Below are 16,641 nucleotides of genomic sequence, written 5' to 3'. Positions count from 1 at the left end.
TACAAAGCCTATTTTTTGCGCAAACGCATCAACTCCGGCAATCCGATCTTGAGCAACCGCGCCGTGCGACTCTTGGCCAATGCTTCGATCCCCTCATGCTCGGTCAGGCGCGCCAGTTGCGCGGCCATGTTCATCACCAGCGCTTCGCGGGAGTAAACCCCGCCACCGAGCTGATAAACCGCCGCAATCAGCTCACGCAGCTCCAGTGGCAGGCGCCAGCGGGTACGCAGCGCCGAACCGTAGGCCGCGCCGAAGTCGGCCAGGGCATCGCCGACTTCCTCCCATTCATCCAGCTCACCGCCGGCCTGCTTCCACTCCTGCAAACAGCGCAGCAACGCCAGGTCGCCGAGGCGATGCAGCATGCCTGCGCAATAACAGCGCTCCTGATCCAGATCCAGCAAACGCGCCAGCGTTCGCGCGTATTCGGCGGTGTGCAGGGACAATTCCCAATAGCGCTCGGCATAGTCAGCCAGTTGCGGATCACTGAGCCGGGCACTGCGTTTGAGGGCAAGGCCCAGAATCAGGTTCATACTTTGCCCGGTGCCCAAGCGATGCAGCGCCTGCGACAGGGTTTGCACGGCGGCGCCATGATGCTGGGCCGCGCTGTTGGCGGCGGCAATCAGGACAGCGGTGACTTGCGGATCGGTGCGGATCTCGTCTTCCAGTCGCGTCAAATCGAGGCCATTGGGATTGAGGCTGCGCTTGATCGCCACCTGCACATCGGTCATCAGCGGTGCACCGTCCGCCAGTTCGCGCCGCCGCTCCAGATACACCGACAAGGTCATTCCCGGCGCCAATGACGGCACCTCGCAAGACACCTCTTCACCGGCGTTCAGCAGCAAATCCTGCAGACGCTGGGTCAGGTTTTCCATGTCCAGGGGTTTGGTCAGGTACGCCGTGGGCGCCAGGGGCAAGGCTTCACGCACGCTGGCGCTGTCGTTGCGGCTGCTCATCAGAATGAACGGCAACGGCGGATTACGTTTGCGCTGACGAACGCTGCGCAAGACATTCAGGCCATCGACGCCGGGCAACTCCCAGTCGACGATCACCAGGTCATAAGGATTTTCCGCCAACAGCTGCAGGGTCTCCTGGCCATCGGCACACAGGTCCAGCCGTGCGTCGCAGCGCACATTCAACAACACCTGCTTCAGCAGGTCGCGGGACCAAGGGTCCGCCTCGGCAATCAGCACTCGCGGTACAGCGGGTAACACCACAGCAGTCATTTGCACACTCCAACGGCAATGCTTGCACCTTAGTCAATGCCGGCCATTCGATACAGCCCAATTGCCCCTGATGTGTTTCAAAGGACATAAAAAAACCCGCCGAAGCGGGTTTTTTGTCGATCAGTTCACAAACGGATCAGAGCTCGGCGAAGCACTCTTCGATGATCGCCAGGCCTTTGTCCAGTTGCTCGTCCGGCGCGGTCAGCGGTACCAGCACGCGCAGAACGTTGCCGTAGGTGCCGCACGACAGCAGGATCAGGCCCTTGTCGCGAGCCTTGGCCACAACGGCTGCTACAGCAGTCGGGTTCGGCTTGTGGCTGTCGCCGTTTTCGAACAGCTCGACCGCGATCATTGCGCCCAGGGCACGCACGTCACCGATAACCGGGTACTTGGCCTGGATGGCTTTCAGGCCAGTCACCAGACGCTCGCCAACCGCTTTGCAACGGTCCAGCAGGTGCTCTTCTTCAAACACTTCCATCACGGCCAGGGCCGCGGCGCAAGCGATCGGGCTACCGGCGTAAGTGCCGCCCAGGCCGCCCGGAGCGATGGCGTCCATGTATTCGGCCTTGCCGCACACACCGGCCAGCGGGAAGCCGCCAGCGATGGATTTGGCGAAGGTGGTCAGGTCGGCGGCAACACCCATCTGTTCCATGGCGAAGAAGGTGCCAGTACGGCCAGCGCCTGTCTGCACTTCGTCAGCGATCAACAGAATGCCGTGCTGGTCGCACAAAGCGCGCAGACGCTTCATGAACTCTTTAGGCGCGACGTAGAAACCGCCTTCGCCCTGCACCGGCTCGATGATGATGGCAGCGATGTCACGTGGCTCGGCGTCGTTCTTGAAGATGCGCTCGATGCTGGCGATCGAATCGTCGATGCTCACACCGTGCAGTTCGTTCGGGTACAGCGCGCGGAAGATGCCGCCTGGCATCAGGCCCATGCCGGCCGAGTAAGGCACGACTTTACCGGTCAGGCCCAGGGTCATCATGGTGCGACCGTGGTAAGCGCCGGTGAACGCGATCACGCCGGCACGGCCAGTGGCGGCGCGGGCGATCTTGATGGAGTTTTCCACGGCTTCGGAGCCGGTGGTCACCAGCAGGGTTTTCTTGGCGAAATCACCCGGCACCTTGGCGTTGATTTTTTCGCACACTTCCACGTACGGCTCGTAGGCCAGAACCTGGAAGCAGGTGTGGGTCAGCTTGTTCAGCTGTTCGGTGACGGCGGCGATGATTTTCGGGTGCACGTGACCGGTGTTCAGCACGGCGATACCGCCGGCGAAGTCGATGAACTCACGACCTTCAACGTCGGTCACGGTAGCGTTCTTCGCGGAGTCGGCGAAGATCGGGTGAATCTGGCCAACACCACGCGGTACAGCAGCGGTGCGGCGGGCCATCAAATCAGCGTTAGTCTTGCTCATACATTCCTCATTCGCCGCTCATCGGTCGGCGTGGTTCAAGGATTAAGCGGCGGGGAAGCAACTACGGCAGCATGCGATGATCGACTGCCGCAGCGTTCCCGGCCACAGAGAAAATTCCGTTTGAAGCGCGCAAAGGGACAGCGCTCTCGTGCCCTTTGCGCTTGAAGCAATTGGACTCAGATACCCAGGCAGAGGTATTTGATTTCCAGGTAATCTTCGATGCCGTACTTGGAGCCTTCACGGCCCAGGCCCGACGCCTTGATGCCGCCGAACGGCGCGACTTCGTTGGAGATCAACCCGGTGTTGACGCCGACCATGCCGTATTCCAGGGCTTCAGCCACACGGAACACACGGCCCAGGTCACGAGCATAGAAGTACGAGGCCAGACCGAACTCGGTGTCGTTGGACATCGCGATCACGTCGGCTTCGTCTTTGAAGCGGAACAGTGGCGCCAACGGACCGAAGGTTTCTTCCTTGGCCACGGCCGCGTTGTTCGGCACGTTGGTCAGAATGGTCGGCTCGAAGAAGTTGCCTTGCATGCTCTTGCCACCCGCCAGCACGGTAGCGCCTTTGCCGACGGCGTCAGCAATGTGCTCTTGAACCTTGGCCACGGCTTTTTCGTCGATCAGCGGGCCAGTGGTGGTGCCGTCTTCCAGACCGTTGCCGATCTTGAGTTTGGCCACGGCCACTTTCAGCTTCTCGGCGAACGCGTCGTACACCGAATCCTGAATGTACAGGCGGTTGGCGCAGACGCAGGTCTGGCCGTTGTTGCGGTACTTGGAAATGATCGCGCCTTCGACGGCCTTATCCAGGTCTGCGTCGTCGAACACGATGAACGGCGCGTTGCCGCCCAGTTCCAGCGAGACCTTCTTGATGTCCTTGGCGCACTCGGTCATCAACTGACGACCGATTTCGGTCGAGCCGGTGAACGACAGTTTGCGCACGATCGGGTTGCCGGTCAGCTCGCTGCCGATGTCGCCGGCGCTGCCGGTCACCACGCTGAACACGCCGTTCGGAATACCGGCACGCTGAGCCAGTTCAGCCAGGGCGAACGCGGAAAACGGGGTTTGCGAAGCAGGCTTGAGCACCATGGTGCAACCGGCGGCCAGGGCCGGGCCGGCTTTACGGGTGATCATCGCGGCCGGGAAGTTCCACGGGGTGATGGCAGCGGTCACGCCGATTGGCTGCTTGATCACGATCAGGCGCTTGTCTGGCTGGTGGCCCGGAATCACGTCACCGTAAACGCGCTTGGCTTCTTCGGCGAACCACTCGATAAAGGAAGCGGCGTAAACGATCTCGCCCTTGGCTTCAGCCAATGGCTTGCCCTGCTCCAGAGTCATCAGGCGAGCCAGGTCATCCTGGTTCTCGATGATCAGCTCGAACCAGCGACGCAGCTTGTTCGCGCGCTCCTTGGCGGTCAGTGCACGCCAGGCCGGCAGCGCTTTATCAGCGGCTTCAATCGCACGGCGGGTTTCGGCAGCGCCCATTTTCGGCACAGTGCCCAGAATTTCGCCCGTTGCCGGGTTATTGACCTTGATCGTCAGACCGTTGTCCGCATCGACCCAAGCGCCATCGATAAAGGCTTGCTGGCGGAACAACTGGGTGTCTTTAAGCTGCATGTCGGCTTTCCTTAACAGCACCGCGCTGACGCGGAGCGAATTATGATTGTAGAAAGGCGCCTTATAGGCTGCCGTCAGGGAAATCATTCACCGGGCTGAAGCACATAAATAGCGCACTGATCGAACTCGTGCGGTTCAGCACCCAGACAAGAGCGTTTGAAATCTCAAACGAATCCTAGGATCAAAGGGGGTAAAGGACAATAGGCTGTTCGAAAAAAAGAACGAAAACGCCGCATTTGCCTATTTTTTCGGATCAGCGTAGCAACCGTAGGTTACGCTTTGGAAAAACGCAGGCGATTCAGCAGCATGGACGCCCGCAGCGCATATGAGTATCATGGCGCCCGCATTGCACCAGTAGCTCAGCTGGATAGAGTACTGCCCTCCGAAGGCAGGGGTCGTGGGTTCGAATCCCGCCTGGTGCACCATATGTAGAAACTAGAAAGCCTCAGGCCGTTGGGTCTGGGGCTTTTTTGTGGGTGCTGCATTTAGGGCGTCTGGCTGGAGTTGGCGTGCCGCATCCGACCGGCAAGAAAAATATCGGCAATCACTCTTGAAAATGCCGACGCTTATCGCTTCGAAGGCTCGATTCTCGATACAAAACAAAAAATCGTAGAGGAGCGGCCTTCAATTGGACCTGTTTATGAATTTGGTGGCGGCTGAATGTAGACGATTTGCTTATCTCGCCCCACTAACAAGCCGATGATGAGGAAGATCACTCCTAGGAAGAAGCCAACAAACCCTAGAAAACCACTCACCAAGGTGCCACCGATAGCTGCTCCTGCCGCTTCCGCGCCCGAGTGAGCACCACTAATGGTGGCGATATGGCTACCCGTGAAAATGATACCGGATAAGGGGAGCATGAATGCAGCGATGCCTGAGGCGATTAGAAGTCGACGCCATGCCTTGCCAGGAGTGGGAGCGTAAACAGCTATAGCTACTGCAATGATCCATGTTACGAAGAAAGCAATGGCTCCTTTCAATCCGCTAACACTTGGCGATGCTGCGATTGCGATAACTACGAGCATCGAAACAAGAATGGCTAATATTAAACCTCCGACCAACCCTGCAAGAACCTTCATCGTGAACTCCTTTTATTTGACGAGGCACTGAGTATGCTCTTGTGCTGTATAGCAGCAGAACGCCACTGCTGCCATGCCGGGCGAGCTACTTGAGAATGCAGTTGTTCGGTTTAACCGAACAACTGCTACTGATAAAAAAACGCCGAAACTGTTTTTGCGTTCTGTCCCCCGGTCAAGACCTTATCGTCCTCGACGTCGCCTCCTTCAGAATCATCCCTCTTCCGGCTGATTCTGAAGAAAAAACCTACGACTCTCGGAGGTTGCAGGAGATCAGCCTGCGCGATACCCTTCCGCCGTCGCTGCCAATTCAGCGACCGGGCTTGGTAACCCGAGAGTTAAGCGCAACAGCGCCCCCATTAAGAATTGCAGGTGCTTTTTTTACGCCCGCAATTTTGAGTTATGGCGGCTGTGCGTGGGACGTCTTCGGGCGTGCCGGATTCCTTGACTCCCGGTTTACCAACCTGCGCACAGCTGCCACCCATTCGCTTGGTAACGAAAAAGTGGCAGTTCCTCGTCAAGGAGCTAGACCATGCGCAATGTAAATCCGTACGAAATTAGGCTTATCCCTCACCGCGATTTCGAATCGCGCCCTCACCACACCTCCGTCAATGGAGGTGGTAAATGACTGAACACTCAGAAGCAAAAACCATCGGTTTCACGCCCTGCCTCTACTGTGCAGACGATCCGCTGTTTCGTGTCAGCGCTGGGGTGCCTATTAGCAAAGCATTGGCGCAGGCGTCCGACCTGTTGTTCCTGGCCAAGTCGTTTGCCGAGGATGCAGCCTACGCAAAAGACACCGATCGCCACGCGTGGGCCGCGCATTATCTGACTGCGATGAGTAAGGCAGTGATTGATGATGTGGTGAAAGTGCTGACGCAACCACCGCAGACGGCGACGCAACAAGCCGCAGAATAACGGCAACTCACCCTTGAAATGCGCCCCGATTTTTCGGGGCCTCCAAAACTGTCAGATGTGAGTGGAGGCGTGTTGATGCTGATTTCTGGGCGTCCTACCACTCATAAAACTGCATAGCCGTGCAATGGCAGTGGTCAGGCATGCGCCCAGTCTTCGTCAGAGCTTGGCGCAAGTATCCAGATAATCAGTGACGGCCTCTTCAAAAGCATTTCGAAGCTCCTGTGCTGACTCGCCATGAAACCCAACGACATCTCTGATATCAGCAATATGGCCGACAAACAGGCCATCTTCCTCGCTGTACTCAATTCTGGCGGCATAGCCTTTGTAATTCATTACGTTCATGCGGTGACTCCTGATTGCTCAAGGAAAGCGCGAACCTGGCAGGGCTTTGCTTCTTTGTCCGGGTGTGGTCGATGAAAGGTGCCGACCATACCGTTCAGCTCAAAGCGTACCCGGGACCCAACGCGATTGGTAAGGCGGAGAAATCCCAAGCAATAAAAAACCCCTGAGCAGTCTCAGCGCCGAAGCGCATCAACCGACAGGGGCCGTGTTGTGGGCGATTGTAAGCGTTGAGGACTTCTCGTCAACTGCCGGTAGGCACTGGTGATCCAGTCAAGGCAGAGGCAACCGTCAAGGAAAACTTGACGGTTCAAATCGCTGACTCGTTTCAGGTCAGCCGCGTGCGGATGAACCAGTCGCTGCCGATGCTCATCGCCTTACCTCACAACATTTTCTGGGTAGTTCTTGGGTAGTTCTTACGTAGTTCTTGGGTAGTTTCTTGGGCGGTTTCTTGGGTAGTTTCTTGGGTAATCAGCGGCGTTGCTGCTACCGCCCCCTACACCTGTTGCGTAAAACACGCCTGGATGGACTCAAGGTCAAACAGCATTTATCAATGACAAAAAACCGCCAAAGCGGTTTTTTCATTCTGTCGTCCAATCAAACTCGTCGTACTCATCATCCTCTTCGTCCTCAATCAACTCATCATCAAGAACGTCTTCCTCAAGACCTTCTTCTGCCTGCTTCGCCAGAAGAAACTCCTTACGACTCTCAGTCACTGCTCGCCGCAGTTCCTCACCCTTCACCGGGCAGTTGAGCATTTGGGCGATGCGGTCGATTTTTTGGGCCACGGCATCCTCCAACGCATCGGCTATAGGCTGATAGTGCGCGCTTTCGGGGGTTGTTGCCAAATCGTCGACCGCTGTTCAGCTCATTTTTTCTGCAAATCCTTGAGTTTGGCCGCGAGGTTTTCCTTGGGAAAGCGCGTGTGCAATGTCGTCATCAGCGCGTCGGCGGCTTGGGTTTGTCCGGCCTCTTGCAGGCGTATCACTTCACGTAATTGATCATCCAGTGACTTGGCCGGCGCGGCGGCGCGTTTGCTGAGTTTGGCTTCGTCGGCCATTTCGCTGTTGATCGACTCGCGCTGCATCGGTGCAGCATAGTCCGCCATGGGCGCAGCCGGTGCGGGCGCGGACAAAGCCTCGGCCGGTGCGGCCTGGGAGCGGGCAGCGGCTTCCTGTTTGGCAACCGGTGCGGACGCTTTGGGCGCAGGCGCGAAATCGTAACTCGGCAGTTGTTCCGGCGTGCGTTGCACCAGTGCCAGCATCAGCGCGACGCCGACGAGGCTGGCGAATGCCACTTGCCAACGGGGCTGTTGGCAGGCGCGGAGCCAGCGTTGCCACAGGTTCGGCTTCGGCGCGGGGGCTTCGCGGTGGGCGGTGGCGAGGATGAAGGCGTCGAGATGCGCCGGTGGTTCGCCGCTGCTGTGATCGCGAAAATGCTTGAGCATTTCATCGTCGGGCGATGACGGTGTTTGTTTGGCGTCAGTCATGTCAGTACCTCCTCGGCCAGCAGCCGACGCAGTTTTTGCTGGGCGTAGCGCAAGCGGCTTTTAACGGTTTCCAGCGGTGTTTCGGTGAGGGTGGCGATCTGCGGCAGGTCGAGGTCGCCGTGGGCGCGTAGCAGGAACACTTCGCGTTGGTCGGCGGGCAGGGTTTGCAGGGCGGTTTCGAGGCGTTGGCTGTCGCGGCTCAGGCTCAGCAGTTGTTCGGGGTCGGCGGCGTCATCGATCAGGGCGTGAGCCTGTTCGTCGTAGCTGTCGTGCAAGGGGTTGTGGATGCCATGTTTGCGCCAGTGATCGATCAGTCGGTTGCGGGCAATCTGGTAGAGCCAGGTACGAAAGTTCGCCCGACCTTGTGGCTGACTGGTGCTGCGGATCAGGCTCAGCCAGGTTTCCTGGTACACCTCTTCGGCCAGTTCAGGTTTACCGCTGAGGCTGAGAAGGAATCGATACAAGCCCTGGCGGTGGCGGGCGTACAAAACTTCGAACGCCGGCCCCTCGCCAGAGCGGTAGCGCGCCAGCAGCGATTCGTCGCTGCCGGCGGCTGAGTTGATTGCAGGTTCGGACATGTCAGTGCTGGCCTCTTTCACTCTATCCGGTTGTCATTGGGCTGCTGATTCGAGGCGGTCGAGGCTCGCAGGCTCTGCGCCAACTCCACCAATTGCACGAACTCACCGCGCAGGCCGAACTGATCGTCACCCCGTGCGCCGCGGGCCAGGGCTTCTGTGTCTTTCAGGCTGAAATCACCGGTGTAACGTCCGTCCTTGAGCTGCTGGGAAAACGCGGCGACGGCGGCGGCAAAGCGCAGATCATCGCTGGCGGCCGAGAGTTTGCCGGTCTCACCCTTCAGTATTGGCCGCTCGATCAAGCGACTGTTCCCACCTTCCGGCGACTGATATCGCACCCGCAGCATCGCCATTTCCCCGTTTTTAGCGGAAACATCGGCCCCAGGTTTGCCGTAGCGCAACGGTTCCAGCCAGCCCTTCTCGCCCTTGGGCACAATTTCGTACAACGCCGTCACCGTATGCCCTGCGCCGACTTCTCCGGCGTCGACTTTGTCGTTGCTGAAGTCCTCACGCTTCAAGGCGCGGTTCTCATAACCCAACAGCCGATATTCGCTGACCTGAGCCGGGTTGAACTCCACCTGCAGCTTCACGTTCTTCGCCACTACCGCCAAGGTCGAGCCGAGTTGATCCACCAGCACTTTGCGCGCCTCGCGCAGGTTGTCGATGTAGGCGTAGTTGCCATCGCCGGCGTCGGCCAGTTGTTCCATCAGGTGTTCATTGTAGTTATCCACACCAAAACCCAGGGTGGTCAGGGACACGCCAGTCTTGCGTTTATCCACAGCCATTTGCTTGAGGCTGTCGAAGTCGCTGATGCCGACGTTGAAGTCACCGTCGGTGGCCAGCAGGATGCGGTTGATGCCTTTGGGGATAAACGCCTGTTGCGCCATCTGGTAAGCCAGTTCGATACCCGACGCGCCAGCGGTCGAGCCGCCCGCAGTCAATTGATCGATGGCGGTACGAATTTTCGCTTTTTCCCGTCCGGAAGTCGGCTCCAGCACCACGAGGGATTCTCCGGCGTACACCACCAGCGAAACCCGGTCTTGCTCGCGCAGTTGATCGACCAGCAATTTCAGGGTGCTTTTAACCAGGGGCAGGCCTTCGCGACGGTCCATGGAGCCGGACACGTCCACCAGAAACACCAGGTTCGCCGGGGCCAGTTCCGTCACTGCGCGATCAGACGCCTTGATGCCGATACGCAGCAATCGGGTATGCGGGTTCCAGGGCGACGGCGCCAGTTCGGTGGTCACGCCGAACGGCGAGCCATCGGTGGGCAACGCGTAATCGTAGGGGAAGTAATTGACCATTTCTTCCAGCTGCACCGCCCCTTCGGGAGGCAAACGGCCCTGATTGAGCAAGCGGCGGACATTGGCGTACGCGCCGGTATCGACGTCGGCGCTGAAAGTCGAGAGCGGCGCCTCGGCCACGCTGTGAATCGGGTTATCGGCCAGCGCCTGATATTGCTCGCGCTGTTCATCCTGATAGCCCTGTGGATAAGCCTCACCGGCGGGCACTGGCGCGAAAGCGACTAACGGGCCTGGTCGTGCGCTGCGCTTGGCCATCGCGGTGCCCGCCATGACCGTCTCACTACGCACCAATGCTTCGGTTTTCGGCGCATTTTGAGCCGGAGGCGCAACTACTGCCGGGCTGTCCGTCTCAGAGGGTGGCGTGGATGATCCGCCGCAACCGGCAATGGCCAGCAGTAACCCTGCGGCGAAACCCTGGGCGGCCGGGCGGAGGAAATGCAGAGGGAGGGACATGGGGGCTGACCTCAGGAGGAAAATGACTCATTCATCCTCTGAGACGGACAGCCCGCCGGGTTCGGGTTAAGCCGAAGTGAAAAATCTTCAGCGGTGATAACGCCGCACCACGCTGCTGTTTTTCAGCACATGGCCTTTCATCTGTTCCAGCAACTGCGCGCGGGTCAGGCCGGCAGGCAAGGCTTCTGGCGCCAGGTCGAGGGCGTAGATCTGGATGATGTAGTGATGGGAGCTGTCACCGATGGGCGGGCACGGGCCGATGTAGGTAGTGGTGCCTTTGATGTTGGTGCCACCCACGCCTTCGAGGGTGGATTTAGTGCCGACACCGGCCGGGATCTGCCGCGTCGTGGCCTTGATGCCGTAACGAATCCAGTGATCGACTCCCAGGCCTTTCTGACCGTCCGGGTCGTGCATGACGATGGCGTAGCTGAGGGTGCCCTGGGGGCCGGCATTCCAGCTCAGGGCCGGGGACTGGTTCTTGCCGCCGCAACCGCTGGCATCGCTGGCCTCCGCCGACGTGAACAGCCGATTGTCCGAAACGCCGGGAATGCTGAGGGTGAAACGCTCCTGGGCCTGCGCCGGCAACTGCACGCAAAGGGCGACTGCAACGGCCGCCAGCCAAGGGTTCAAAGAGGTCAATCGGGTCATACCGGAGCACCTTGTGCGGGGTGGGGCCGTCGTCGGCACGCAAACTATAGCCGGACCGTTCGTGCGGTGGCAGTGGGAATTGGCTGAACCTGGGAATAAGCGCCAAACTCCTAAGTGAAACACCTGCCTGGAGATCGATCATGGCACTGCACCGAGTCGCCCGTTTCGCCGATGTGCCCCTCGACCGTGGCCTTGAGGTCCGGATCGACAAGATGAAAATCGTCTTGCTGCGGGTCGGCGATCAATTGCGCGCCTATCAGGGCAGATGTCCCCACGCCGGGGCCCCCTTGGCCAAAGGGGCGCTGTGTGAGGGACGGCTGATCTGCCCGTGGCACAAGGCGGCTTACCGGCTCGAAGACGGCGCGCTGTGCGAGCCACCGTCCCTGGACAGTCTGCGGCGCTACCCGTTGGAGTTGCGCGACGATGAGGTCTGGGTCGACGACCAGCCGATGCCCGGCCCCAGCACTCCGCCAGCGGACGATAAGCGAACCTTTGTAATCATCGGTGCCGGTGCAGCGGGTACAGCCTGTGCGGCGGCGCTGCGGGAGAAAGGCTTCGGCGGCCGGGTGCTGCTGATCGACCGTGAACCCGAGGCCGGATACGACCGTACGGTATTGAGCAAATTCGTGATTGCCGGGGAAATGCCACCGGACGAAGTTCCGCCGCTACGGGATGAAGATTTTTATCGTGAACAGCGCATTGAACGGATAAACAGCGATGTGTTGGGCCTGGATACAGCGAACCGGACCCTGCACCTGGCCGATGGCCAATCGCTGAGCTATGACGCCGCCGTGATCGCCACCGGCGGCATACCCAAGTCTCTGTCGCTGCCCGGTGCCGATCTGCCGCAGGTATTCGTGCTGCGCTCGAAGGCGCAGGCGCAGCAGATTCTGCAGATTGCAAAACCCGGTCAACGGGCAGTGATTGTCGGCGGCAGCTTCATTGGTCTGGAATCCGCTTCATCCCTGCGTCAGTACGGTCTGGACGTCACCGTCCTGGCCCGCCATGCCATCCCTTTCGAGGCGCAATTCGGCGAGGCCGTCGGCAAGGCGATTCGTGCCCTGCACGAGGCCAATGGCGTGGTGTTTCATACCGATGGCGAAGCGGCGAAGATCGAAGGCACAGGCAAAGTCGAAGCGGTGCTGCTGGACAACGGTCAGCGCTTGCCGGCGGATCTGGTGCTGGTCGGCATTGGCGTCACCCCGGCAACCACCCCGTTTACCGATCTGCCGAAGGAAAAAGATCTGTCATTGAAGGTCGACGGCGGAATGCGCGTGACCGACGGGCTCTGGGCCGTCGGCGATATCGCGACCTTCCCGCTCAACGGCCAGCCCCAACGGATCGAGCACTGGCGCCTGGCCCAGCAACAGGCGCGGATTGCAGCGGCGAATATGCTCGGCGGCGACGAACGCTACCTCGACGTGCCGTATTTCTGGACCTGGCACTTCGGTAAAAACTACGACTACCTCGGACACGCCGAGGCCTGGGACGAGGTTGAATTCAAAGGCGACCCAGAGCATCCACCGTTCATTGGCCTGTTTGCCAAAAACGGCGTGGTGGCAGCGGCCGTTGCCTGCGATCAGGAGCGGGCCATGGCGATGCTCGCCGAACGGATGAAACAACCGCTGTCGGTGGACGAAGCGTGGCGCCTGGTTCGGGATTTTGCCTGACGCACGTCTGCAACGCGTCAGGCTCAGATGTGGCTCATCGGCTCGCGGTTGTCGTCATCTTCGGCCGGCAGGCGGATCACCAGCGGATGCTCCAATGGCGCCAAAGGCGGCGGCAGTTGGGACGGGTCGACCGGGGTGAAGTGCGTAACAACATGACTGACATCGCCTTCCTGATCGTTGTGAATGGTCATCGAGCCCGGGGTGCGCAGTTTCGCCAGCCGGTCGCCGGTCAGCTTGAAGCTTTTGCTCAGCCCCTGATCGTCCACCACCGGCGCCGGCAAACGGCGCTGGGCGAAGCTTTTGCTTTTGCGCTGTTGATAACGCGCCCAGCCAATCAGGATCACCGCGTTGAACAGCGCCACCCACAGGTAAATCTGCAACGTGCCGAGGGCGTCGAAAAGCGACGCATCGATGCGCGGGCCGTTATGGGTATCGATTAACGGCCACAAACCCCGTGCCAGTAAATACAGCAGCCCGATCCAGGCCAGCACGGTGAAGAAAACATCGAGAACGACCAGAAAGGGCCGCTGCCGGGTTCTGATGATTTTCATTTGATGACCTCCTCTTCATCGTCATCCAGCGGCTTGATGCCCCGGTCTGGACTGACCCAGCGCGCGCGCTTCTGATGTTGCCCAAAGAGCACTTTGGGGAAGCTGACCAGGGTGGTGAGCAGGCTGATGAACCAGAACACCAGCGGGTACCAGACCACCCAGAACATGGTCCTGCCGAGCCCTTTTTCGTAACGGCGATCGATCATGATGCTGACCGCGAATTGCACCAGGCAGACCATCGCCAACAGCAGCCCGGTAAAGGCCGGTGGCATCAGGTGATGGACGGCAATGGCTGGCGGCATTTCGACGAAGTTGCCGATACCCCAGAAGATCACCGACAACAGGAAGGTGAAGGCCCAACCGGTGGACAGGCAGTATTCAAACAGCAGCGGCCAGAGGTAACGATGGCGGTATTGCCAGATGCCACGGATGTTCTTGAACAACACCTCGGCACCGCCCTGGGCCCAGCGCAAGCGCTGTTTCCACAGGCCGCCGAGGGTTTCCGGCATGAGGATCCAGCACAGCGCGCGGGGCTCGTAGAAAATGCTCCAGTGATCCAGTTGCAGCTTCCAACTGATGTCGATGTCTTCGGTGATCATGTCCGGGCTCCAGTAGCCGACCCGGTTCAGGGCTGTACGACGGAAGGCGACGATCACCCCGGAGACGGTGAAGATCCGCCCGAACACCCGCTGGGTGCGCTTGATCAGGCCGATGATCGAGGAGAACTCGCCGACCTGTACCCGGCCGATCAGGGTCGAACGGGTGCGGATTCGCGGGTTGCCGGTCACGGCGCCCAGTCGCGCGTTGTCGAGCATCGGCGCCACCAGATAGGCCGCGGTGTTCGGCGCCAGCAGCGCATCGCCGTCGATGCACACCAGATACTCGCTGCGTGCCGCGATGGCGCCCATGCGCAGGGCAACGGCTTTGCCCTGGTTTTCCGCCAGGTGCAGCACCCGCAAACGCGGATCCTGCGCCGCCAGTGCGTCAAGCACCGCGGCGGTGTTGTCCTTGGAGCCGTCGTTGATCGCGATCACTTCGATGTTCGGGTAATGCTGGGCCAGCGCTGCATGAATGGTATCGGCGGCGTTATCACCTTCGTTGTAGCAAGGGATCAGGATCGAAATCAGCGGTTCGCCGGCCAGTGGTGGCGGCAAGGTGTCGTCCTGCCACGGCCAGTGCCGCTCCCAGTGCAGCCAGAAATACAGGCCGCCGGCGATCCACAGCCCCGACATGAACAGTGGGTAGAAGAACACGAAGTCCATCAGGAATTGCCCGGTGACCAGAAAGATCAGCCCGAGGGGAACCCCCAGGACGATCGCCAGAACCAGCAGGGCCAGAAGTCTGTCCAGCATGTTATGGATTCCACTTGTTGGAGAGCGCCGGCCGCACGTTTTTCAGGTCCGGCTGGTTCTCGAGGAAGTTGTCCGGGTAGTAGCCAAAACTGGTGGCGCCCTGACGCTTGAGGCGGCCCATCCAGTCGGCCAACTGCGCGCCGTCGATGTCGGCACCGGTGTTTTTCGTCCAGTCGCGGGCCTGCAATTCGAACACCGTGCGGTCGAGTGCGCCGGGGCGCGATTTGACCGTCGCCACCAGTGCTTCGAGCCAGGGGCCGGATTGCTGGCGACTCTGTTTTTCCATCAGTGGCATGGCCATCGGTGCCGTCCAGTCGTAGGCGCCCAGGAAGTCGTCGAGGTTCTGCGCAAACCAGGCTTCGCTCTCGGGGTTGAGCATCGGCTCGGCGAAAATATTGCGCGCCGTACGCACCTGCGGGCCGCGAATGGCGCGGACCTTGGCGGTCAATTCGTGAGTGAAATCGATCAGGTAGCGGCTCTTGAACCGCGTCCAGCGTTGCAGGGTGGCCGGATCGTCGCGCAGGGCGGCAATCGAACCGGGCAGACCGTTGGCGGCATAGACTTTCAGGGCTTCGGGACCGGCGTCTTCGAAGTCCGACAGCACCGCGTCATCGTGATAGAGGATGCCGTCGACCGAGGTCAGGCGTGCCACGTCTTCGTAGATTTCACCAATGATGCGCCGCACGTTCGGATCAAACGGCGACAAGCGCTTGTACTGGTCCGGATCGATCGACGTGGTGCCGGTTTTCGGGTCCCAGCGAGTGACTCGCGGCAGCTTCGAATCCAGGGCAAAACTCAGCACCGGCATCCACGCGAAGACTTTCACATGGGCCCGGGTACGCAACTGCCAGGCCACGCGATCGAAGATATCGGCGCGCATCGGCAGGTGGCGGTTGGGGAAGTACAGCGAGTGCACCAGGCCATCGCCCGCAGGGTCGGCGAAGGCTTGCAGGAACACCGTGTTGGCGCCCATATCGGCCATGCGCTGGATCAGTTTGCCGAGGTTGATTTCCTGTTGGGCCGGGTCCGGGTCGTAGACGTTATCCAGGTCCACATGCACCACGCGCATTGGCGATTCGGCCTGCACCGAGACGATGCTGTTGGCGTAGTGTTCGCCATCCGGGTCCGAAGCCACCAAAAAGCGTGGGCTGCTCATCAGGTTGTCGAGGGCATCGAGGCCGTCGTCCAGGGTCAGGGCCATCTGATAACCCTGGTCGTTGATCACTTGCAACGAGGTGCCATCCGCCACGCCGTACGGCCACACCCAAACACGCGGTTTGTAGCCGGTGACCTTGCGGATCTTCTCCGAGATGGCCGCTACGTCGGCGCGCATCCGGGCCTGGAATTGGGCTTCGGTTTCATAGCGACCGGTGGCGGCGTCATAGCGCCGGGTCGCGGCCGCCGGCTGCAGGTTGCCTTGCGGGTTGGCCAACACGCCTTTGTGGCTGGCGTCGGTGTGGGCGGCGATTTCCACCAGGCCGGACCGGGAAATCTCGCGGATCTGCTCCCAGGTCAGAAACTCCGAACGCTTGCGCGGTGTACCGGCGAAATCCACTGGCTGGTTCAGCGGCGTGTCGATCCACACCCCGACCGGCGCCAGCAAGGCGTGCCAGTTATAGGCGCGCAGCACTGGTAACACGCGGGTGTAGAAGCTCGAATAGCCGTCGTCGAAACTCAGCACGATCGCCCGTGGCGGCAGCTCGGGGCCGCCGTTGCGAGCGGCCATGATCTGGTCGATGGTAACGGGTGTGTAGTTGTTCTCCCGCAGCCACGCCAGTTGCTCGATCAGGCGCTCGGTGCGCACGGCCACCACTGCCTGATCGGGGTCGCGGTCTTCGACGTCGTGGTACGCGATCCCCAGCACATGGTTTTTCGGCCAAGGCTTTTCATTGGCCGGCATCGGGCGTTCGGACGGCGGCGCGAAGGCTGGGGCTTGCTGGGCACAGGCGCTGATCAACAGCACTCCCAGCAGGAGGATGAAACGCGAAATAAAAGGCATCTTCAAACTCT

Annotated in this window: 15 protein-coding genes, 1 tRNA gene and 1 pseudogene; 3 read left to right on the top strand and 14 right to left on the bottom strand. The window is 60.1% G+C overall.

Features of this window, described 5'->3' with window-relative positions; translation table 11 throughout:
• Positions 1-8: 8 nt before the first annotated feature.
• From PMI21_RS04600 to gabD, 3 genes are all read right to left on the bottom strand, one after another.
• Positions 9-1,223, bottom strand: a complete 1,215-nt coding sequence (locus PMI21_RS04600; protein WP_007941028.1) for a response regulator — start codon at positions 1,221-1,223, stop codon at positions 9-11.
• 136 nt (positions 1,224-1,359) lie between these two features.
• Complete coding sequence (gabT, locus tag PMI21_RS04605) at positions 1,360-2,637, bottom strand: 4-aminobutyrate--2-oxoglutarate transaminase (protein ID WP_007941027.1); 1,278 nt, start codon at positions 2,635-2,637, stop codon at positions 1,360-1,362.
• 176 nt (positions 2,638-2,813) lie between these two features.
• Positions 2,814-4,256, bottom strand: a complete 1,443-nt coding sequence (gene gabD / locus PMI21_RS04610) for an NADP-dependent succinate-semialdehyde dehydrogenase (protein WP_033064196.1) — start codon at positions 4,254-4,256, stop codon at positions 2,814-2,816.
• Between the two features lie 348 nt (positions 4,257-4,604).
• On the opposite strand from gabD, the gene PMI21_RS04615 reads away from it, so the two are divergent.
• A tRNA-Arg gene (locus tag PMI21_RS04615) sits at positions 4,605-4,681 on the top strand.
• 213 nt (positions 4,682-4,894) lie between these two features.
• On the opposite strand, the gene PMI21_RS04620 is transcribed toward PMI21_RS04615, so the two are convergent.
• Positions 4,895-5,335 carry a hypothetical protein gene (locus PMI21_RS04620; RefSeq protein ID WP_007941024.1) on the bottom strand — a complete coding sequence of 147 codons (441 nt, stop codon included), beginning with the start codon at positions 5,333-5,335 and terminating at the stop codon, positions 4,895-4,897.
• A gap of 621 nt (positions 5,336-5,956) precedes the next feature.
• Between PMI21_RS04620 and PMI21_RS04625 the strand changes: the two genes are divergently transcribed.
• Complete coding sequence (locus PMI21_RS04625; protein ID WP_007941022.1) at positions 5,957-6,250, top strand: DUF3077 domain-containing protein; 294 nt, start codon at positions 5,957-5,959, stop codon at positions 6,248-6,250.
• 159 nt (positions 6,251-6,409) lie between these two features.
• Here PMI21_RS04625 and PMI21_RS04630 read toward each other — a convergent pair.
• From PMI21_RS04630 to PMI21_RS04655, 7 genes and pseudogenes are all read right to left on the bottom strand, one after another.
• A pseudogene (locus PMI21_RS04630) lies at positions 6,410-6,592 on the bottom strand (type II toxin-antitoxin system HicB family antitoxin); the annotation flags it as partial.
• On the bottom strand, positions 6,589-6,741 hold the full coding sequence (locus PMI21_RS29960) for a type II toxin-antitoxin system HicA family toxin (RefSeq protein WP_238541241.1): 153 nt from the start codon (positions 6,739-6,741) through the stop codon (positions 6,589-6,591). The pseudogene PMI21_RS04630 and the gene PMI21_RS29960, both read right to left, overlap by 4 nt.
• Positions 6,742-7,170: 429 nt before the next feature.
• Positions 7,171-7,437 carry a hypothetical protein gene (locus PMI21_RS04635; protein WP_238541240.1) on the bottom strand — a complete coding sequence of 89 codons (267 nt, stop codon included), beginning with the start codon at positions 7,435-7,437 and terminating at the stop codon, positions 7,171-7,173.
• 20 nt (positions 7,438-7,457) lie between these two features.
• Complete coding sequence (locus PMI21_RS04640) at positions 7,458-8,078, bottom strand: hypothetical protein (protein ID WP_007941019.1); 621 nt, start codon at positions 8,076-8,078, stop codon at positions 7,458-7,460.
• Entirely contained in the window at positions 8,075-8,656 is a 582-nt protein-coding gene (locus PMI21_RS04645) for an RNA polymerase sigma factor (RefSeq protein ID WP_007941018.1), read from the bottom strand. The genes PMI21_RS04640 and PMI21_RS04645 overlap by 4 nt, the downstream gene beginning before the upstream one ends.
• Before the next feature lie 17 nt (positions 8,657-8,673).
• Positions 8,674-10,410 carry a VWA domain-containing protein gene (locus tag PMI21_RS04650; protein ID WP_007941016.1) on the bottom strand — a complete coding sequence of 579 codons (1,737 nt, stop codon included), beginning with the start codon at positions 10,408-10,410 and terminating at the stop codon, positions 8,674-8,676.
• Between the two features lie 87 nt (positions 10,411-10,497).
• On the bottom strand, positions 10,498-11,058 hold the full coding sequence (locus PMI21_RS04655) for a YbhB/YbcL family Raf kinase inhibitor-like protein (RefSeq protein ID WP_007941015.1): 561 nt from the start codon (positions 11,056-11,058) through the stop codon (positions 10,498-10,500).
• A 140-nt stretch (positions 11,059-11,198) separates the two neighbouring features.
• On the opposite strand from PMI21_RS04655, the gene PMI21_RS04660 reads away from it, so the two are divergent.
• A complete protein-coding gene (locus PMI21_RS04660; protein ID WP_007941014.1) occupies positions 11,199-12,728 on the top strand; it encodes an FAD-dependent oxidoreductase in 1,530 nt (509 codons plus the stop codon).
• 23 nt (positions 12,729-12,751) lie between these two features.
• Here PMI21_RS04660 and pgaD read toward each other — a convergent pair whose 3' ends face one another.
• Genes pgaD through pgaB form a run of 3 tightly spaced genes read right to left on the bottom strand, consistent with a single transcriptional unit; the run spans position 12,752 to position 16,630 of the window.
• On the bottom strand, positions 12,752-13,279 hold the full coding sequence (pgaD, locus tag PMI21_RS04665; RefSeq protein ID WP_007941013.1) for a poly-beta-1,6-N-acetyl-D-glucosamine biosynthesis protein PgaD: 528 nt from the start codon (positions 13,277-13,279) through the stop codon (positions 12,752-12,754).
• Positions 13,276-14,631, bottom strand: a complete 1,356-nt coding sequence (gene pgaC, locus PMI21_RS04670; RefSeq protein ID WP_007941010.1) for a poly-beta-1,6-N-acetyl-D-glucosamine synthase — start codon at positions 14,629-14,631, stop codon at positions 13,276-13,278. Before pgaC ends, pgaD begins: the two co-directional genes overlap by 4 nt.
• Position 14,632: 1 nt before the next feature.
• Entirely contained in the window at positions 14,633-16,630 is a 1,998-nt protein-coding gene (gene pgaB, locus PMI21_RS04675; protein ID WP_007941009.1) for a poly-beta-1,6-N-acetyl-D-glucosamine N-deacetylase PgaB, read from the bottom strand.
• Positions 16,631-16,641: the final 11 nt, after the last annotated feature.

Origin of the sequence: Pseudomonas sp. GM18 (assembly GCF_000282195.1) — a bacterium.
In the GTDB taxonomy this organism is placed as follows: domain Bacteria; phylum Pseudomonadota; class Gammaproteobacteria; order Pseudomonadales; family Pseudomonadaceae; genus Aquipseudomonas.
Note: the sequence above shows the minus strand (reverse complement) of the source record. Positions and strands in the feature narration are given on the sequence as shown.